The following is an 18,333-nucleotide window of genomic DNA, read 5'->3' on the forward strand; positions in this document are numbered from 1 at the left end:
ATAGGCCGTGTCCGGGGGAAAACCAACGGATAACCACCGTCGGGCCGACCACTGCCGGACCGCCCTCGGCGGCCCGGACGACCGGCCCGACGGCTGTGCTTACATGGGCACCATGGCACAGCCGGTGATCCTCACCATCGACGACGACCCCGCCGTCTCCCGGGCGGTCGCCCGGGACATCCGCCGCCGGTACGGCGACCGGTACCGGGTGGTCCGGGCCGACTCCGGCCCCGGCGGGCTGGAGGCGCTGCGGGAGATCAAGCTGCGGGGCGAACGGGTGGCGGTGATGCTGGCCGACTACCGGATGCCCGAGATGAACGGCATCCAGTTCCTGGAGGCCGCGATGGACCTCTTCCCCGCCGCCCGCCGGGTGCTGCTGACCGCGTACGCCGACACCGAGGCGGCGATCGACGCGATCAACGTGGTCGACCTGGACCATTACCTGCTCAAGCCGTGGCACCCGCCGGAGGAGAAGCTCTACCCGGTGGTGGACACCCTGCTGGAGGCCTGGCTGGCCAGCCCCGACCAGGCCAGCGACGAGATCCGGGTGGTCGGGCACCGCTGGTCGGCCCCGTCGTTCGCGGTCCGTGACTTCCTCGCCCGCAACCTGGTGCCCTACCGCTGGCTGCTCACCGACGACCCGGAGGGTGGCCGGCTGCTCGCCGCCGCCGGGGCCGACGCCACCGACGTACCGCTGGTGGTCACCCCGGACGGCAAGGCGCTGGTCGCCCCGACGGAGGCGGAACTGGCGGCGGTGGCGGGGCTCACCGTCGCCCCGTCCGCCGACTTCTACGACCTGGTGGTGGTCGGTGGTGGGCCGGCCGGGCTCGGCGCCGCCGTCTACGGGGCGTCGGAGGGGCTGCGCACCGTGCTGGTGGAGCGGCGGGCCACCGGCGGCCAGGCCGGGCAGAGCAGCCGGATCGAGAACTACCTCGGTTTCCCCGACGGGGTCTCGGGCGCCCAGCTCACCGACCGGGCCCGCCGGCAGGCGTTGAAGTTCGGCGCGGAGCTGCTCAGCACCCGCGAGGTGGTGGGGCTGGAGAGCGCCGGAGCGGCCCGGCTGCTGCACTTCGGCGACGGCAGCACCATCGCCGCGCACACGGTCGTGCTGGCCACCGGCGTGTCCTACCGGGTGCTCGACGCGCCCGGTCTGGCCGACCTGACCGGGCGCGGGGTGTTCTACGGCGCGGCGTCGACCGAGGCACCCAGCTGCGTCGACCAGGACGTCTGGATCGTCGGCGGGGCCAACTCCGCCGGCCAGGCGGCGGTGCACTTCTCCCGGTACGCCAGCCGGGTGCACCTGCTGATCCGGGGTGCCGACCTGACCGCCTCGATGTCGTCGTACCTGATCCAGCAGTTGGACCGGATCGACCGGATCGTGGTGCACCCGCACACCGAGGTGGTCGGCGGCGAGGGCGACGGGCACCTGGAACGGCTGCGGCTGCGGGACACCCGCGGCGGCGACGTCCGCGAGGTGGACGCCTCGTGGCTGTTCATCTTCATCGGCGCGGAGCCGCGCACCGAATGGCTGGACGGGGTGCTGGTCCGCGACGGGCGGGGCTTCATCGTCGCCGGCCCGGACCTGACGGTCGGTGGCCGCAAACTACCGGGGTGGACCCTCGCCCGCGACCCGTACCACCTGGAGTCGAGCCTGCCGGGGGTGTTCGCCGCCGGTGACGTGCGGGCCTCCTCGGTCAAGCGGGTCGCCTCGGCGGTCGGTGAGGGTGCCATGGCCGTCTCGCTGGTACACCGCTATCTGGAGGCACAGTGAGCGACTCCGACGAACGACTCACCCCGGACCAGGTTCGGGAGCTGTTCCTGTTCGCCGCCCTCGACGCCGACCAGCTCGACTGGCTGGCCGAACACGGTCGGGTCGAGCACCGGGCCGCCGGCACCGTGGTCTACGCCGAGGGCGAGGAGGCGACCTGCTTCTTCACCCTGCTGTCCGGCACGGTGTCGATGAGCCGGCGGGTGCACGGCGACGACCTGGAGGTCACCCGCACCGACCAGCGCGGCGTGTACGGCGGGGCCACCCAGGCGTACCTCGGTGGGCAGGTCGACCAGGTCTACCTGAACACGCTGCGCGCGGTCACCGACGCCGCGTTCCTGGTGCTACCCGCCGAGACGTTCGCCCACGCGGTACGGACCTGGTTCCCGATGGCCATGCACCTGCTGGAGGGGCTGTTCTTCGGGATGCGCGACACCCAGACCATCATCGGCGAGCGGGAACGGCTGCTCGCCCTGGGTTCGCTGTCGGCCGGGCTCACCCACGAGTTGAACAACCCGGCCGGGGCGGCGGTACGGGCCACCTCGGCGCTGCGGGACCGGGTCGCCGGGATGCGGCACAAGCTGGCGATGATCGCCGACGGCCGGCTCGACGGCCGGCGGCTGCACGCCCTGGTGGAGTTGCAGGAGGAGGCGGTGAAGCGGGCCGCCCGCGCGCCGCAGCTGTCCCCGATGGCGGCCAGCGACGCCGAGGACGCCCTGGCCGACTGGCTGGACGGGCAGCGGGTCACCGCCGGCTGGGACCTGGCGCCGACGCTTGTCGCCGCCGGCCTGGACACCGCCTGGCTGGAGCAGGTCCGCGAGGTGGTCGGCCAGCAGGACCTGGAGTCGGCGGTGCGGTGGCTGTCGTACACGTTGGACACCGAGCAGTTGATGGCCGAGATCGACGACGCGGTCACCCGGATCTCCACCCTGGTCGGCGCGGCCAAGCAGTACTCGCAGCTCGACCGGGCCCCGCACCAGGTGGTGGACGTGCACGACCTGCTCGACGCCACCCTGGTCATGTTCAAGGCCAAGGTGCCGCCGGGGGTGCGGGTGGTCCGGGCGTACGACCGGGACCTGCCCCCGATTCCGGCGTACGCGGCCGAGCTGAACCAGGTGTGGACGAACCTGATCGACAACGCGCTGTCGGCGATGGGCCCGGAGGGCACCCTGACGCTGCGCACCGGCCGGGCCGGCGACCTGCTGGCCGTCGAGATCGTCGACACCGGGCCGGGTATCGCCGAGGCGGTCCGGCCGCGTATCTTCGAACCGTTCTTCACCACCAAGGCCGTCGGTGAGGGCACCGGGCTGGGGCTGGACATCTCGTACCGGATCGTGGTCAACAAGCACCACGGCGACATCCGGGTGGAGAGCGTGCCCGGGTCGACCGTGTTCCGGGTGCTCCTGCCGTTCACCGCCCCGGGACGCGCCACCGACGCCCGGGGACGCTGACAGCGAATCCGGCCGTCCGAGGATGCTGTGATCGCGCGGTCACGGAGGATAATGGTTGGTCGCCGTCGGGGGCAAGTAGTGGTTCCCCTCATGTCGCCGGGAGTGGCCCGGCCATACGCTCGGCCACGGGGGGTCTGCCGTCCGCCGCAACCGGCCGGCAGGTCGCCGTACCCCGTCCCCGACGCAGGCGGAGGCCATCGTGACCATCGACCGGGTGACGACCGGGCCGGCGACCGCCGGCACCGCGGTCGGCTACACCGTTGAGGAACTCGCCCGCAAGGTGGGCATGTCGGCGCGGAACATCCGCGCCCACCAGGCCCGCCGGCTGTTGGCACCCCCGGTGCGCCGGGGTCGGGTCGCGCTCTACGACGACTCCCACGTCCGCCGGCTGGAGGCCATCCTGACGCTGCAACGGCAGGGTTTCAACCTGGTCTCCATCGAGGCGATGCTCGGCGTGCGGGGCGGCGACGACACCTCCGACGGGCTGACCGCGATGCTGCAACGGTTGGCTGCCGAACGGCCCGCGTTGACCCACGCGTTGACCCGGCACGGGGTGATCGGGCGGGCGCCGGACGGTACGGTGCGCACGGTGCGGCCCCGGCCGTTGCGTGCCGCGTTGGACCTGCACCGGGTCCGGATGGGCACGGTGCCGGCGTTGCAGGCACTCAGTGAGGTGCTCGACAGCGTCCGGCCCCTCGCCGACGAACTGGTCGCGGAGGTCACCGCCCGGATGTTGACGCTCGCCCCCGAACTGGGTGGCGGCGGGCCCCGGCCGTCGTGGTCCGACGGGGACCGGGAGACGATCCTGCTGACCCAGGGGGTGGTCAACGTGCTCACCGAGGCGTTCCGGTTGGCGGTGGAGCACCAGGCCGAGGCGCACATCGCGGGCCTGCTGGACACCAACGGTCCACAGCCGACGCCCGTCGGGGACGGCGCCCTGGCCGACAAGGGCTGACGCCACCGCAGCGGGGGCCCGGCTCAGCGGTCGGTGTCGTCGAAACGGGACACCCAGGCGACCAGACCGGAGCGGGACTCCACGCCCGCCTTGCGGTAGATCCGGGTCAGGTGCGCCTCCACCGTGCGGGGGCTGATGTGCAGCTGACGGCCGATCAGCCGGTTGGTGACGCCGGTACTGGCCAGCCGGGCGATGTGCCACTCCCGGTCGGTCAGGGCGGTCTCGGCGAGCGCCCGCACCGGCCGGGCCAGTCGCAGGCCGACCCGTTCGGTGCCGCACCGGGCGGCCAGTTCCTGTGCCCGGCGGCGGGCCCGGCCGGCGGGGCCGTGCTGGTCCACCGCCTCGGAGGCGCGGGCGATGGCGACCAGGGCGAGGCTGTGCCGCAGCGTCATGCCGGCGGCCCGGAACCGGTCCGACGCGGTGCGCAGGTACGGCAGCGCCGTCAGCACCTCGCCCCGGGCGAGCAGCACCTCCCCGTACGCCGATTCGGCGAAGGCGTACTGGCCGGGCAGGCCGAGCAGGTCGGCGGCGGCCAACGCGGCGCGGGCCCGCCGGTACGCCTCGGGCAGGTCCCCGGCGGCCAGGGCGGCGGCGCAGAGCAGTTCGTGCCACATCGGTCGCAGGGAGGCCTGCAGGCGGGTGAGCCGGCTGTCGCCACCGGCGTCGGTGAGCATCTCCACACAGGTGGCGGGGTCCCCGGCGAGCAGTGTCGCGGTGGCCAGCGCGGTCGCCGCGGTCCGTCCCGACCAGCTGTCGAGGTCGTTGGCGAGCTCCACGGCGGTGCGGGCCAGGGCCACCGCGCGCTCGTCGTCGCGCGGGCCACCCCGCCACGCGGTGGCCTGCGCCTCGAAGGCGAGGGCGAAGCTGAGCAGGGAACGGCTGCCGATCCGGCGGGCGATGCCGCCGGCCTCGGTGGTCAGCCCGATCACGGTGCCGAGCTGGCCCCGGTGGTAGGCGACCTGGCTGCGGCCGAGCAGCAGTTGGCAGAGCCCGTCGTCGCGGTGGGCGTCCCGGACCAGGGTGATTCCCCGGTCGAGGTGCCGGGTGGCGTCGGCGGGGCGTTCCAGGAACAGCTCGGCCAGCCCGAACGCCAGCAGGCAGTCGGGGCGCTCGCGCAGGTCCCGGTCGGGCAGCGCGTCGACGATCGGCGCGCCGACGGCGAGCAACTCCCGGGCGATCTGCACCTCACCGTCGTGGGCGGCGGCGAGTCCGCGCACGGCGAGCAGGCCGGCCCGGTCGACGCCGCTGGCCTCGCCGTCGGGTGCGCCGCCGGGCACCGGCGACGGGTGACCGGACAGGATGCCGATCGCGCCGAGTTCGGTGGCGAGCTGGAACGCCCCGGCGGTCGGCGTCGGTGTGCCGACCAGTTCCCGGCGGCTGATCGCGGCGGCCTCGGCGTAGTTGCCGAGCAGGCGTTCCACCCGTACCCACTGGGCGACGGCGGCGGTCCGGCGGCCGGTCGGGTCGACGGGCAGTTCGGGGACGACCTCCCGCAGCAGGGTGCGGCTCTCGGCGAGGTTGCCCATCTCGCCGGTGATCCGGGCCAGCAGCAGGGTGACGTCGTGCCGGCTGTCCGGGGAGCCGGCCGGCGGGCGTACCGCGCGCAACGCCGTACGCAACCAGCGGACGGCCAGTTCCGGGGCGTCGCCGCGGATCTGCTCGGCGGCCCGGCAGAGCACGTCGACGTAGGGTTCGACCGGCCGGCCGTGGGGCAGCCCGAGCAGGTGTTCGGCCTGCTCCGCCCGCTCGGCCGGCGGGGCCTGCCGGGCGAGCAGCACGGTCAACGCCCGGTGGTGTGCCTCCGCCCGCCAGGCCGGGTCGGTGTCCTGCGCGACCGCCGCGCGCAGCACCGGGTGCCGGAAGGTGAACCGTGCCGTGGTCGGGACGACCCGCAGCAGGTCCCGGCGGACCAGACGCCAGGCGGACTCGGTCACCTGCCCGGCCGGCAGCCGGGCGACCTCGGCGAGCAGGTCCACCCCGCACGGTGTGCCGCACACGGCCGCGGCACGCAGGCAGGTCGCGTCGACCGGGGCCAGGCCGGCCCACTCGGCGCGCAGGGTGGCCACGGCCCGGTCGGTGAGCCGGGGTCCGGTGGTCGGCGCAGCGTCCCGGTCGCCGTCGGCCGGCCCGACGGCGTCCAGCGCGGCGAGGTAGCCGGGGTTGCCGGCGGCCCGGTCGTGGCGGCGGCCCAGGTCGGCCGGGTCCTCGTCCGGGTACAGCGCGACGGTTTCGGCGAGGCTGAGTGGTCCCAGTTCGATCCGCTCCCGGCCCCGGCCGCCGGGGATGCCGGCGTCGGGCGGGCCGAACGGCATCGCGGTGTCGAGCTGGCGGGGCCGGTAGACCAGGATCAGCAGCAGCGGCGCGGACACCGGGTAGCGCAGCAGGTGGGCGACGAGCCCCATGGACGAGGTGTCGGCCCAGTGCAGGTCGTCCAGGACGAGGGCCAGCCCGTCGCGGGCGGCCAGGGTGAGCAGCCGGCGGGCCAGTTGGTAGGTGCGGAACTGGCGTACGTCGAGCGGAGCGACGGCGGGCGGGGTCGGCAGGCCGTCGGGCACGGCGGTGGGGTGCTGTGGGTCGACGCGCACGGGGTGGGGGGCGCCGAAGGCGTGCCGGAAGACGTGGAACGGGATGTCCCGCTCGGCTTCCACGCAGGTGCCGACGGCCCGGGGCAGGGCCGGGAGGCAGCCGTCCAGCGCGGCGTGGACGAGGCGGGTCTTGCCGATTCCCGGGTCGCCGACCACCTCGCACACGACCTGGGTGCCGGTGCGGACGCTGTCGGCGTGGGCGGCGCGGATGCGGGCGACCTCCGGCCGCCGTCCGACGAATGGTGAGCCGGACAGCGCATCCTCCAGCCCAGCTGCCGTCACGCAGATCACGTGTATTCCCTGCGACCCTCCAATGGGGATTGCCGGGACTATACCGGTGGCCGGAAACACGAGGAACATCGATGTCGCGGGGGTGACCGAACGATTCGGCCCGCTGACCGTACGGATGGCGGAATCGGCCGTTTCCGGTGTGGCGTCGTCGTGCGGCGTCGGTCGGTGGTCAGCGGGTGGGCGGGGTGACAGGCAGCGCGGCGATCAGTCGGATCTGCGCGGTGCGGGACTCGTCGATGCGCCGGGCCAGGTCGCGGACGGCCGGGGCGACCGCCACCGCCAGGTGCGCCCGGGCCAGCGCGGCGGCCTGCCGCTGCTGCGGCACCAGCACCGCCACCAGGGCGGCGTCGTAGCCGGCGTCCGGGGTGCCGCGCAGCAGTGCTACCGGGTCGGGGGTGTCGCCCGGGTCGGGGTGGGCGTGCCGGTGGTGGTCGCCGGCCGGGCCGGCGGCGGCGATCCACCGGCGGGCCTGGGCCACCTCGTCGCTCTCGGTGGCGTCGATCGCCGCGACGAGGGTCCGCAACCGGGGTTCCCGGACCCGTTGCGGCGCGGCCCGGACGATGGCCAGGGTCCGTTCCTGGTGGGCGGTCATGGTGTGCAGGAACACCAGGTCGGTTCCGTCTACCACGGTCGTCGTGCCCGACGGTGCCGGCGCGGGGGTGGCCGGAGGCGCGGTGGACGCGCATCCGGCGAGCAGCAGGGCCGCCACGGCGACCAGGGTGCCCCGGCGGCGGCCGGGTCGGCCGGCGGGCACGGGTGGCCGGCCGCCGCCGGCCCGTCGGGGGCCGGCGGCGGGTGGGGACGTGACGCCCGGTCGAGGCGGTGGCATGGTCGACGGCCGGGTCAGATCCGGGTCCACAGGGCGGGTACGTAGGGCGGCTCCCAGCCCGGCAGGGCGGTGTGCGCCTGCCGGCACCGGTAGCTCACCGCCTGGTAGGTGACCACGTCGCCGACCTGGTAGCTGCGACCGGCCGTCCAGCTGCCACCGGTGGTCGGCGCGGCGGTCGGGGTCGGGGTGCGGGTCGGGGTGGGCGTGGGCGCGGGGGTGCGGGTCGGCGACGGGCTCGGGGTGGGGGTGGGGCCGGTTCCGCCGATCTGCACGTCCACGCAGGAGTAGAAGGCGTTGGCGGTGTCGGAGATGTTCCAGACGGCCAGGATCTTCTGTCGGCCGGTGAAGCCGCCGAGGTTGACGGTGTGCGAGACGGTGGCCTCGGGTTGCCGGCCGCCGCCGTCGACGACGCCGACCCGGGTGCCGCCGATGAAGTACTCCCAGGTGCTGGTGGCGTGCCGGGCGGTGTTCACCCAGGTGAAGGTGACCGTGCTGCCGACCGGGGTGGCCGGCCAGCCCCGGTTGTCGTCGTTCAGGACGTCGAACTGGGTGATGCCGGCGTTGCAGCTGCGCAGGCCCTTGACGCCTTCGACGCTCTGCGGCTCGTAGCGGATCTGCCCGCAGTCGGGCACCTTGCCCTGTGCGCAGAGGGCCTGGCGGCTGGGCGGGGCGGAGACGTAGCCGTGGGCCTGGGCGGGGGCGGCGAGGCCCAGGGAGGTGACGACGGCACCTGTCGTCACCAGGGGGACGGTGATCGTGCGGCGCATGGGGTACTCCTCGACGAGGGGGGATTGTCACCACGGTAAATTAAAGTTTGTTAACAGTAAAGACGTCTTCCTGTTTTCGGCACCGGATGCCGGCCGCCCCCGGGACTGTCCCGACCCGCGACGGGTATCCGCGCCCGCATGGAGTGCCGAGGGCGGGTCCTCGTAATCTCGGCGGACGTCGGCGCCGGCCACGACACCGCAGCCGGCGAACTGGCCCGCCGGCTGCGGGAACGCGGCCTCACGGTGGACCGGCTGAACCTGCTGGACGTGCTGCCGCGCCCGGTGCGCTGGATGCTGCGGGAGGCGTACCGCGACGTGCTGCGTCGGCTCCCCCGCGGCTACGACGCGCTGTTCACCCTGACCGCCCGGTCCCGGCTGTCCGTCGCGCTGATCCGCGGCCTGCTGCGACCGGTACGACGCCGGCTGGGCCGGGCCATCCCACCGGACACCCTCGCCGTGGTGACCACCTACCCCTTCGCGAACCAACTCCTCGGACCGCTGCGCCGGCAGGGCCGGCTCACCGTCCCGGTGGTCAGCTACGTCACCGACTTCGCCCTCCACCCCACCTGGCTGAGCCCCGGCGTGGACCGGTACTACGCGCTGCGGCACGCCGAGGCGCCCCCGGCCGACGCCGACGCCACCCCGGTCACGACGGTGCAACCGCTGGTGTCACCCGCCTTCGGCGGCGCGCACCGCACCGACCGGCGGCAGGCCCGCCGCCGGTTCGGGCTGCCCGAGCAGGACCGGCTGGCGTTGATCGTCGCCGGGGCGTGGGGCGCCGGGGACGTCGAGACCACGGTGGCGGAGGTCGGCGCGACCGGCTGGGCCCGACCGGTGGTGGTGTGCGGGCGCAACACCCCGCTCTACGAGCGGCTGCGCCGGGACTGGGAGCACGTGTTCGGCTGGGTGGACGACATGCCGACCCTGATGCGCGCGGTGGACGTCGTGGTGGAGAACGCGGGCGGCCTGACCTGCCAGGAGGCGCTCTCCGCCGGGGTGCCCGTGGTGACCTACCGGCCGCTGCCCGGACACGGGCGGGCCAACGCCGGCATCCTCGCGCGGGCCGGCCTGACCCGACGCGCGTCGTCGGTGGAGCAGTTGCGGCCGGCGCTGGTGGAGACCGCCGGCCGGCGCGACCGGCCCGACCCGCTGTCCGCCGACCCGGCCGCCGTGGAGGCACTGGTCACCGCGATGGCCACCGTACCCGGTGACGGCCGGGCGTACCACCAGCCACGCCGGGGCCTCGGCGACGCCGTGGCGGTGGTCGCGGCGCTGCTCGCCCCGACGCGGGACCACCGGTGAGGCAGCGGACGGCGGGCCTGCTGGCGGCGGGCCTGGTCGCCGTCGCCGCCGGCCTGCACGGGGCGCCGGCGGTCACCGCGCTGCCGGCGCTGCGGGGGCGACTGCTGCACCGGCTCGACGGGGTGGGACCGCCGGACCGGATCGCGCTGACCTTCGACGACGGCCCCGACCCGCGGTCCACCCCGCACTTCCTGGAGGTGCTGGCCGCCCACCGGGTACGGGCCACGTTCTTCCTGCTCGGCACGATGCTGCGCCGGCACCCCGAGCTGGGACGGCGGCTGGTCGCCGCCGGGCACGAGGTCGCCCTGCACGGCGGGGAACACCGCAACCTGCTGCTGCGGGGGCCGCTGGCCACCGGCCGCGACCTCGCCGCCGCCCACGAACTGACCGTCGCCGTCACCGGGCAGACCCCCCGGTTCTACCGCCCGCCGTACGGGGTGTCGACCGGGCCGGCCCTGCTGGCCGCCCGCCGGTTGGGTCTGCGGCCGGTGCTCTGGACGTGCTGGGGACGGGACTGGACCCGTACCGCCGACGCCCGGTCGGTCCTGGCCGAACTCCGTCGCGGTCTGCGCGGCGGCGGCACCGTGCTGCTGCACGACTCCTCCTGCGCCGCCACGCCCGGCGCGTGGCGGTCCGCCCTCGACGCCCTCCCCCACCTGCTCGACGAGTGCCGGCAACGGGGGTGGACGGTGGGCCCGCTCGGCGACCACCTGGACGGGACATGACCCTCGCGGTGCTGGCCGCGCTCGTCGCGGCGTTCGCGTTCGCCCTGTCCACCACGCTGCACCAGCGCGCGGCCAAACAGCAGCAGCGGCGGCGGGCGCTGGACCTGCGGCTGCTGTCGCGGCTGGTGCGGACCCGGCTCTGGCAGCTCGGCTGGATCCCCGACGTCGTCGGGGTGGGCGCCCACGCCGTGGCGCTGCGCTACGGACCGCTGACCCTGGTGCAACCGTTGCTGGCCAGCGGGCTGTTCATGGCCATCCTGATCGAGGCCGGCTGGCGCCGGCAGCCGGTGCACCGGCGCGACCTCGCCGCCACCCTCGTCGGCACCGCCGGGCTGGTCACCTTCCTGGCCGCCGCCGACCCCCGGGCCGGGGTGACCGAGCCGGGCGCGTCGGCCTGGGGGTGGGTCGCCGCCGGCACCGTCGCCGTCGTCGCCGGCTGCCTGGCCGCCGCCCGCCGGGCCGGCGACGCGGCCCGGGGCACCCTGCTCGGCATCGCCGCCGGGGTCCTCTACGGGGTGAGCGCCGCCCTGCTCAAGGCGGTGGCCGCCCGGTGGCACGGCGACCCGGTCGCGCTGGCCCTCGACCCGAGGTCGTGGGCGCTGGTGGTGGTCGCCCTGCTCGGCGTGCAGGTGAACCAGGCCGCGTTCCAGCACGGACGGCTCGCCGCGCCGCTTGTCGCGTTGACCCTAACCGAACCGGTCACCGGGGTGCTCGTCGGGGCCACGGCGTTCCGGGAGACCCTGTCGCTGACCGGGGTCCGGTTGCCGCTCGTCGTCGGCGCGGTCGTCGCCCTCGTGGTGGGCGTCCGGCTCGGCGTGTCCCGGGCCGCCCGGGACCCGGCACCCGCCCGGCGGCGGTGAGCCGGGTGCCGGTCAGTCCGGGGGCACCAGGACGAGGCGACCGGCGGTGGTGCCGGCCCGCTGGTCGGCCCAGGCGTCGACCGCCTCGGCCAGCGGCCGCACCTGGTGGGTGACGGTCAACCGGCCGGCGGCGGCGTGCCCGGCGACCAGCGTGATGGCCGCGGCCCGTTCGGCGGGGGTCAGCTCGTTGTTGGTGTAGCCCAGCAGGCGCAACGATCCGCCGCGCAGGGTGGCCGAGTCGATCGTCGCGGTCGGCGCGGCCGACCCGCCGAGGTTGACCAGCCGGCCACCCGGGGCCAGGGCACGCAGGGCCGCCACGGCGGGCACCCCGAACAGGGGGTCCAGCACCAGGTCCACCGGGCCGTCGGCGGCCTGCCGGAACCGCCGGGCGAGGGTCTGCGGATCATCGGTGGCGGTGAGCCGGACCACCGCGTCCGCGCCGCAGCGGCGGGCGGAGTAGACGGCGGCGTCGGACCGGCAGGCGGCGACCACCCGTCCCGCCCCGGCGAGCCGGGCGAGTTGCACGGCGGCCTGCCCCACCGTGCCGCCGGCGGCGAGCACCAGCACCACCTCCCCAGGTCGTAGTCCACCGCGCAGGGTCAACGCCGCCCAGGCGGCGACCGCCGAGAGTCCGAGGGCCGCCACCAGGTGGTGGTCGGCGTCCGGCGGCAGCGGCACCGGGTCGGCGGCGGGGACCACCGCGTACCCGGCCAGGCTGCCGTCGCCCGGCGCCATCCCCGCCCGGGTGGGGAACCAGACCGGGGTGCCGTCGTCGAGGGTGCCCACGCCCTGCACCCCGGGGACGTACGGCAACGCCGGCGCGCCCAGGTAGGAGGTGCCCGAGGCGCAGAGCAGGTCCAGCGGGGTCAGCGGGGCGGCGGTGACGCGTACCCGCACCTCGCCGTCGGCCGGCACCGGTCGGGGGCGGGTGACCACCTCGGGTGGCACGCCGTGACCGGTGACGACGACGGCGGACATCGACGCGGGGTCGGCTCCGGCGGCCATCAGGTGGCGATGTCGGGGTAGGGCAGCGAGAAGTGTGCCAGCCGCAGGCCGTACTGCTTCTGGTAGGCCATCGGTTCGACGTGGTCCCGTTCGAACATGGCGATGAACAGGGTCAACGTCAGGAACGGGTGGGCGCCGAGGGCGAAGAGCCGGACATGGTCGTGGCTGGCCAGCGCGTCGCGTTCCTCGTCGGTGAAGCGCAGCCAGGTGCTCGCCTCGCCGGTGTGGCAGTTGAGGACCGCGTTGGCGCGTTCGGCCTCCCACCAGGCCACCGTGCCGTGCGGGTCGGTGCGGTAGCGCTCGACCAGCTCCGGGTCGCGGTCGACGGTGTAGAGGAACTTGTCGACCAGGTAGCGGCTCATGCCGGCGCTCCGTTCGGGTACCAGGTGAAGTACGCCTCCATGGTGTGGAACAGGTCGAGGGTGTCCACGTGGTCTGCCTTGGCGCCCGCGCCGGCCACCCCCATCATCAGCATGAAGTCCATGAAGCCGTGGGTGGCGTTGCCGGGGGCGTGCAGGCTGTCCAGGGTCACCTCGGACAGGCAGCCGTCGAGGTCGCCGTTGGCGATCCACTCCACCGCCCGGCGGTCGAACTCCGGGTCGGGGCCCTGCGGGCCGAACTGGCGGGGCCCGCCCAGCTCCAGCGACAGGTGTCCGGTGCCGATGACGGCCACCCGCAGGTGGCTGGGCCAGCTCTCGACGATCTCCCGGATGGCCGCGCCGAGCTGCACGAACCGTTTCGGCTGCGGCAGCGGCGGGGCGAAGATGTTGGTGTAGATCGGCACGATCGGCAGGTCCGCCTCGGGCCGCAGCGTGATGATCGGGCAGGTGATGCTGTGGTCGATCCGCAGCTCGTTGCTGAAGGCCAGGTCGAACCCGGCGTCCAGGCCGGCCCGCAGCACGTGGGCCGACAGGTCCTCCTGGCCGCGCAGCAGCATCCGGGGCAGGCCGAACTCGCGTTCCTCGTTGTACCAGTTGGCGTCGTAGAACGGGGCCTTGCCGACCAGGAACTGCGGCATGTTGTCCAGCCAGAGCTGGTGGAAGTGGTCGGAGCCGACCATCACCAGCACGTCCGGCCTGGCCCGGGTGAGGGTCTCCCGGAACGCGAGGATCTTGCGGGCCCACTCGTCGGCGAACGGGGGCCGGTCCTCGCCGGTGGCGGTGGTGGCGCGGTAGTAGAACGGATGGTGGGTGGAGGCGATGACCGCGACGACCTGGGCCATGGCCGCTCCTCTCGCAGACGGTGGAGGTGGGGGGATCAGTCGGCGTCGTCCGGCACGTACCGGGCGTTGCGGTCGACGGTGCGGTAGATGTCCATGCCGAGCGGGCGACGGCGTTCCTCGGCGAGGTGGCCGAGCAGGCCGGCGGTGCGGGCCAGCAGGGCGAAGCCGCGCAGCAGGTCGATGGGCAGGCCGAGGTCGGCCAGGGCCGCGCCGCACACGCCCGCGCCGTTGAGGGGCAGGGTGCGGCCGAGCACCTGCGGGTGGACCCGGCCGATCGCCTCGAACAGCCGCAGGTGCGGCCCGCGCAGGCCCTCCTGCTCGGCGATCGCGATCAGCACCGGGGTGCGCGGGTCGGTCTCCTTGTGCACCGGGTGGCCGAGCCCCGGCACCAGACGCCTGTCGGCGCGGGCGGCGCGGACCGCGTCCAGGGCGACGGCGTCCCAGCCGGCGTCGTCGGTGGGCGGCTCGGTGAGACCCGCGAGGGTGTCGGCGAGGAACCGGCCGCAGTCCTCGGTGACGCCGAGGAAGCGGGAGCCGCCACCGAGCAGGCCGGCGGCGATCGCGCCCTGCAACGCCTCCGGCGCGCTGAGGTAGGTCAGCCGGGCGGCGATCGCGGTGGGGGTGAAGCCGTGGTCGGCCAGGGCCACCAGGACGGTCTCGAAGACGCGGACCTCGCCGGGGCCGGGGCGACGCCCGGCGACCAGCCAGAAGGCCAGTTCACCGAAGCCCACCCGGCCCATCAGGTCGCCGGCCAGGTCCTGACCGAGCAGGCGGATGGTGGTCGGGTCGGAGGTGCCGATCGAGGTCGGGAAGTCTAGCTGCCGGTCAGCCACGCGCGGATCTCCTCGCCGTGTTCGTCGAGCGCGGGCGGCGGGGTGCCGTACCGCGCGGGGGTGTCCGAAAGGGTGATCGGGTGCCGGATCCCGGGCACCGCGGCGGTGCCCTCGCCGACGGTGACCACCGGATCCAGCCCCAGGCGTTCGGCGAGCGCCACCCCGCCGTCGATGGTGTTGATCGGGGCGCAGGGCACCCCGGCGGCCATCAGGTCGGTGAACCACTCGTCGCGGGTGCGTCGGCGCAGCCGCTCGACCAGCAGCGGGCGCAGCGCCTCCCGGTTGGCGGTGCGGTCCTGGTTGCGGGTGAACCGGGGGTCGTCGACGAGTTCCGGCAGGTCGAGCACCTGGCAGAGCCGGCGGAACTGCCCGTCGTTGCCGGCGATCACGATCAGCTCGCCGTCGGCGACGGGCAGCGGCTCGTACGGGAAGAGGCTGGGGTGGGCGTTGCCCATCCGGTAGGGCACCACCCCGCCCGCGACGTAGCCGCTGCTGTGGTTGACCAGGCCGGACAGCGCGGAGGAGAGCAGGTTGACCTCGACGTGCTGGCCACGGCCCGAGTCGTGCCGGTGGTGCAGGGCGGCGAGGATGCCGATCGAGGCGTGCAGCCCGGCCATCACGTCGAACACGGAGATGCCGGCCCGGTAGGGCGGGCCGTCCGGGTCGCCGGTGAGGCTCATCAGCCCGGAGATGGCCTGCACCATCAGGTCGTATCCGGGGTAGCCCGCGCCGGCGCCGGTGCCGAACCCGCTGATCGAGGCGTAGACCACCCGGGGGTTGCCGGCGGCGACGGTGTCGTAGTCCAGCGCGAAGCGGCGCAGCCCGCCGGGCTTGAAGTTCTCGATCAGGACGTCGGCGCGGGCGGCCAGCTTGTGCGCCACGGCCAGGTCGTCGGGGTCGGTGAGGTCGAGCGCGATGGACCGCTTGTTGCGGTTGATGCCCAGGTAGTAGGTGGAGACGTCGTCACGGACCGGCGGCATCCAGGTGCGGGTGTCGTCGCCGCCGGGCCCCTCCACCTTGATCACCTCGGCGCCGAGGTCGGCCAGCAGCATGGTGGCGTACGGCCCGGCGAGGATGCGGGAGAAGTCGGCCACCACGACGCCGTGCAGCGGCCCGGTCCTGCTCGGTGTCTCCTCCGCCATGCCCCACCCCTCGACTTGACCGCCAGGCGGACGACTGTCCGCCTGGCCAGTTTCCCGATGAGCCCACCGGGCGTCAACACCCCGAGGCAATTCTCGGGAAACTCCCAGCTCCACGCCGTTTGCAACGAGCGGAAACAGTTCGGCAACTCGCCCTTGACATGACCGGTGACCGGGAACACACTGGCGAAACTTGATCTGACCGTACAGCGGACGATCGTCCGCAGACCTCGGAACGGAAGTGGCGGCGATGAGCGCGAACGAGGGGCGGACACCGGCGGTGGGCCGGCCGGTGGTCTTCCGCAACGGCCTGGTGCTGACCATGGACGACGCCCACACGGTGCTGCCCCGCGCCGACGTGCTGGTCGTCGACGACCGGATCGCCGCCGTCGGCGTCGGGCTGGACGTGCCCGAGGGCACCTGGGAGATCGACGCGGCCGGCGGCATCGTCATGCCCGGCATGATCGACACCCACCGGCACATGTGGCAGACCGCGATGCGCGGCTACGGCGCCGACTGGACCCTCACCCAGTACTTCGTCTGGTACTACCTGGAATCCGGCAAACTGTTCCGCCCCGAGGACGTCCACGCCGGCAACCTGCTCGCCGCCATCGAGGCGATCGACGCCGGGGTCACCACCACCGTGGACTGGTCGCACGGCCTGCAGACCCCGCAGCACGCCGACGCCGCCGTCGACGCCCTGGAGGCGGTGCCGGGCCGGTTCGTGCTCGCCTACGGCAACCTGCAACAGGGGCCGTGGGAGTGGGCCACCACCCCCGAGTTCGGCGACTTCGTCACCCGCCGCATCCACGGTCGCGGCGACCGGCTCGGCTTCCAGATGGCCTTCGACGTCACCGGCGACCCGACCTTCCCCGAGCGGGCCGCCTTCGAGGTCGCCCGGGACCTCGGCGTACCCGTCACCACCCACGCCGGGGTCTGGGGGGCCACCAACGACGACGGCATCCGGCTGATGCACGAGCACGGCTTCATGACCGAGTCGACCGTCTACGTGCACGCCGCCACCCTCAACCGCGACTCGTACCACCGGATCGCGGCCACCGGCGGCTCGGTCTCGGTGTCCACCGAGAGCGAGCAGAGCGCCGGCCAGGGCTACCCGCCCACCTGGCAGCTACGCCAGCACGACATCCCGGTCTCGCTGTCCATGGACACCAGCGTCTGGTGGAGCGGGGACCTGTTCTCCGCGATGCGCGCCACGCTCAGCGCCGACCGCTCCCGGGAACACCTCGAGGCGCACGGTCGACAGGAGACCGTCACCCACTGCCACCTGCGCGCCGAGCAGGTGGTGGAGTGGGCGACCCGGGGCGGCGCCCGGGCACTCGGCCTCGACCACCTCGTCGGCGCCCTCACCCCGGGCCGCCGGGCGGACGTGGTGCTGATCAAGAACGACCGGTCGCCGGTGATGTTCCCGATCCTGCACCCCTACGGCCACGTTGCGTTCCAGGCCCAGCGCGGCGACGTGCACACCGTGCTGGTCGACGGCCGGGTGGTCAAGCACGAGCACCGGCTGGTCGACGTCGACCTCGCCGCCGCCCGCACCGCCGTGGAACGCACCGTCGAGCACCTCACCGCCACGATGGGCGTCGACGCGTGGGAGAAGGGGATGAACCCGGACGTCCCCGAGACGGCGGTGCTGGACAACCCGTACACCTACACCGAGTGGGACGCCGGCTCGGCACAGTGGAAGCATTAGCCATCCGACGCGCCCGGCGGGTGACCGCCCGCCGGGCGCGGGGCAGCCAGCGAAGGGACCCCATGGGGCGCGAGGCCGGAACCGACTTCATCGAGGCGCTGGCGCGCGGCCTCGACGTGCTGCGCTGCTTCCGTCCGGGCCAGCCGACGATGACGCTCAGCGAGATCGCCACGGTGACCGGGCTGGCCCGCCCCACCGTCCGCCGCATCCTGCTCACCCTGGAGGAGCTGGGCTACGTGCGCGCCGCCGACCGGGGCTTCGCGCTCACCCCCCGAGTGCTGGAGCTGGGCGTGGCGTACGTCAACTCGCTGAGCATCTGGGACGTCGCCCGTCCGCACATGCGCCACCTGGTCACCGAGACCGACGAGTCGACCTCGCTGGCCCAGCTCGACGGCAGCGACATCGTCTACGTGTCCCGGGTCGCGGTGCCCAAGATCGTCACGCTCGCGGTGACCATCGGCACCCGGTTCCCGGCCGTGGCCACCTCGATGGGCAAGGTGCTGCTGGCCGCCCTCACCCCGGCGGAACTCACCGCCGTGCTGGCCGTGCCGAGCCGCTCCGGCATCGCCGCCCGCTGGCAGCCGGACCGCGCCGAGCTGGACCGGGAACTGCGCGAGGTGCGGGCACGCGGCTGGGCCCTGGCCGACCAGGACCTGGCCGCCGGCATCCGGTCGGTCGCCACCGGGGTACGCGACGGCGACGGCCGGGTGGTGGCAGCGCTCAACGTCACCGTGCACGCCGCCGAGACCTCACTGGAGCGGCTCACCGACGAGCACCTGCCCCGCCTGCTGCGCACCGCCGCCGAGATCAGCCGGGACTGGGCCCGGCTGGACTCCGTGCCGATGACCGTGCAGCGGCCCGCCACCAACCGTCCGGGCTGAGCCGGCGGC

At 74.4% G+C, this 18,333-nt stretch carries 16 protein-coding genes; 8 read left to right on the plus strand and 8 right to left on the minus strand.

Annotation, left to right across the window (positions count from 1 at the left end):
* The first annotated feature begins 112 nt into the window (after positions 1-112).
* The 3 genes from JQX11_RS07415 to JQX11_RS07425 all read left to right on the plus strand — a co-directional run bounded on the left by JQX11_RS07415 (position 113) and on the right by JQX11_RS07425 (position 4,174).
* Entirely contained in the window at positions 113-1,771 is a 1,659-nt protein-coding gene (locus tag JQX11_RS07415; RefSeq protein ID WP_204924244.1) for an NAD(P)/FAD-dependent oxidoreductase, read from the plus strand.
* Positions 1,768-3,219, plus strand: coding sequence for an ATP-binding protein (locus JQX11_RS32970; RefSeq protein WP_204924245.1), 1,452 nt, complete (start codon positions 1,768-1,770; stop codon positions 3,217-3,219). The genes JQX11_RS07415 and JQX11_RS32970 overlap by 4 nt, the downstream gene beginning before the upstream one ends.
* 199 nt (positions 3,220-3,418) lie before the next feature.
* Complete coding sequence (locus JQX11_RS07425; RefSeq protein ID WP_204924246.1) at positions 3,419-4,174, plus strand: MerR family transcriptional regulator; 756 nt, start codon at positions 3,419-3,421, stop codon at positions 4,172-4,174.
* 23 nt (positions 4,175-4,197) lie between these two features.
* Here the strand turns inward: JQX11_RS07425 and JQX11_RS07430 are convergent, their stop codons facing one another.
* The 3 genes from JQX11_RS07430 to JQX11_RS07440 all read right to left on the minus strand — a co-directional run bounded on the left by JQX11_RS07430 (position 4,198) and on the right by JQX11_RS07440 (position 8,646).
* On the minus strand, positions 4,198-7,041 hold the full coding sequence (locus JQX11_RS07430; RefSeq protein ID WP_204924247.1) for an ATP-binding protein: 2,844 nt from the start codon (positions 7,039-7,041) through the stop codon (positions 4,198-4,200).
* A gap of 178 nt (positions 7,042-7,219) precedes the next feature.
* Positions 7,220-7,759 (minus strand): DUF305 domain-containing protein, encoded by a 540-nt coding sequence (locus JQX11_RS07435; protein ID WP_204924248.1) that lies wholly within the window; start codon positions 7,757-7,759, stop codon positions 7,220-7,222.
* A gap of 134 nt (positions 7,760-7,893) precedes the next feature.
* Positions 7,894-8,646 (minus strand): lytic polysaccharide monooxygenase, encoded by a 753-nt coding sequence (locus JQX11_RS07440; RefSeq protein ID WP_204924249.1) that lies wholly within the window; start codon positions 8,644-8,646, stop codon positions 7,894-7,896.
* Positions 8,647-8,784: 138 nt separating this feature from the next.
* Here JQX11_RS07440 and JQX11_RS07445 point away from each other — a divergent pair, with 138 nt between their 5' ends.
* From JQX11_RS07445 to JQX11_RS07455, 3 genes are read left to right on the plus strand one after another with little or no spacing between them, the layout of a single operon-like run.
* Positions 8,785-9,948, plus strand: coding sequence for an MGDG synthase family glycosyltransferase (locus tag JQX11_RS07445; protein ID WP_204924250.1), 1,164 nt, complete (start codon positions 8,785-8,787; stop codon positions 9,946-9,948).
* Complete coding sequence (locus JQX11_RS07450; RefSeq protein WP_307826105.1) at positions 9,945-10,673, plus strand: polysaccharide deacetylase family protein; 729 nt, start codon at positions 9,945-9,947, stop codon at positions 10,671-10,673. The genes JQX11_RS07445 and JQX11_RS07450 overlap by 4 nt, the downstream gene beginning before the upstream one ends.
* Positions 10,670-11,533, plus strand: a complete 864-nt coding sequence (locus tag JQX11_RS07455; RefSeq protein WP_204924251.1) for a DMT family transporter — start codon at positions 10,670-10,672, stop codon at positions 11,531-11,533. The genes JQX11_RS07450 and JQX11_RS07455 overlap by 4 nt, the downstream gene beginning before the upstream one ends.
* Before the next feature lie 12 nt (positions 11,534-11,545).
* Here JQX11_RS07455 and JQX11_RS07460 read toward each other — a convergent pair whose 3' ends face one another.
* The 5 genes from JQX11_RS07460 to JQX11_RS07480 are packed head-to-tail and all read right to left on the minus strand — an operon-like array spanning position 11,546 to position 15,735.
* Positions 11,546-12,538 (minus strand): quinone oxidoreductase family protein, encoded by a 993-nt coding sequence (locus JQX11_RS07460; protein ID WP_232377458.1) that lies wholly within the window; start codon positions 12,536-12,538, stop codon positions 11,546-11,548.
* Positions 12,538-12,900 (minus strand): hypothetical protein, encoded by a 363-nt coding sequence (locus JQX11_RS07465; RefSeq protein WP_204924252.1) that lies wholly within the window; start codon positions 12,898-12,900, stop codon positions 12,538-12,540. Before JQX11_RS07465 ends, JQX11_RS07460 begins: the two co-directional genes overlap by 1 nt.
* Positions 12,897-13,760 (minus strand): DODA-type extradiol aromatic ring-opening family dioxygenase, encoded by an 864-nt coding sequence (locus JQX11_RS07470; protein ID WP_145920058.1) that lies wholly within the window; start codon positions 13,758-13,760, stop codon positions 12,897-12,899. The genes JQX11_RS07465 and JQX11_RS07470 overlap by 4 nt, the downstream gene beginning before the upstream one ends.
* Positions 13,761-13,795: 35 nt before the next feature.
* The gene (locus JQX11_RS07475; protein WP_204924253.1) at positions 13,796-14,593 is read right to left on the minus strand and encodes a citryl-CoA lyase; all 798 of its coding nucleotides are present in this window, start codon (positions 14,591-14,593) and stop codon (positions 13,796-13,798) included.
* Positions 14,575-15,735 (minus strand): CaiB/BaiF CoA transferase family protein, encoded by a 1,161-nt coding sequence (locus JQX11_RS07480; RefSeq protein ID WP_204924254.1) that lies wholly within the window; start codon positions 15,733-15,735, stop codon positions 14,575-14,577. The genes JQX11_RS07475 and JQX11_RS07480 overlap by 19 nt, the downstream gene beginning before the upstream one ends.
* A 247-nt stretch (positions 15,736-15,982) precedes the next feature.
* Here JQX11_RS07480 and JQX11_RS07485 point away from each other — a divergent pair, with 247 nt between their 5' ends.
* Positions 15,983-17,443 (plus strand): amidohydrolase family protein, encoded by a 1,461-nt coding sequence (locus JQX11_RS07485; RefSeq protein ID WP_204924255.1) that lies wholly within the window; start codon positions 15,983-15,985, stop codon positions 17,441-17,443.
* Positions 17,444-17,505: 62 nt separating this feature from the next.
* The gene (locus tag JQX11_RS07490; RefSeq protein WP_204924256.1) at positions 17,506-18,324 is read left to right on the plus strand and encodes an IclR family transcriptional regulator domain-containing protein; all 819 of its coding nucleotides are present in this window, start codon (positions 17,506-17,508) and stop codon (positions 18,322-18,324) included.
* Positions 18,325-18,333: the final 9 nt, after the last annotated feature.

The organism is Micromonospora humida (assembly GCF_016901255.1).
GTDB lineage: Bacteria > Actinomycetota > Actinomycetes > Mycobacteriales > Micromonosporaceae > Micromonospora > Micromonospora wenchangensis.

Excerpts from the sequence above, each read along its gene's own strand:
- JQX11_RS07415 (WP_204924244.1), top strand. The coding sequence starts at position 113 with ATGGCACAGCCGGTGATCCTCACCATCGACGACGACCCCGCCGTCTCC.
- JQX11_RS07440 (WP_204924249.1), bottom strand. The coding sequence starts at position 8,646 with ATGCGCCGCACGATCACCGTCCCCCTGGTGACGACAGGTGCCGTCGTC.
- JQX11_RS07445 (WP_204924250.1), top strand. The coding sequence starts at position 8,785 with ATGGAGTGCCGAGGGCGGGTCCTCGTAATCTCGGCGGACGTCGGCGCC.
- JQX11_RS07455 (WP_204924251.1), top strand. The coding sequence starts at position 10,670 with ATGACCCTCGCGGTGCTGGCCGCGCTCGTCGCGGCGTTCGCGTTCGCC.
- JQX11_RS07460 (WP_232377458.1), bottom strand. The coding sequence starts at position 12,538 with ATGGCCGCCGGAGCCGACCCCGCGTCGATGTCCGCCGTCGTCGTCACC.
- JQX11_RS07465 (WP_204924252.1), bottom strand. The coding sequence starts at position 12,900 with ATGAGCCGCTACCTGGTCGACAAGTTCCTCTACACCGTCGACCGCGAC.
- JQX11_RS07470 (WP_145920058.1), bottom strand. The coding sequence starts at position 13,760 with ATGGCCCAGGTCGTCGCGGTCATCGCCTCCACCCACCATCCGTTCTAC.
- JQX11_RS07480 (WP_204924254.1), bottom strand. The coding sequence starts at position 15,735 with ATGGCGGAGGAGACACCGAGCAGGACCGGGCCGCTGCACGGCGTCGTG.
- JQX11_RS07485 (WP_204924255.1), top strand. The coding sequence starts at position 15,983 with ATGAGCGCGAACGAGGGGCGGACACCGGCGGTGGGCCGGCCGGTGGTC.
- JQX11_RS07490 (WP_204924256.1), top strand. The coding sequence starts at position 17,506 with ATGGGGCGCGAGGCCGGAACCGACTTCATCGAGGCGCTGGCGCGCGGC.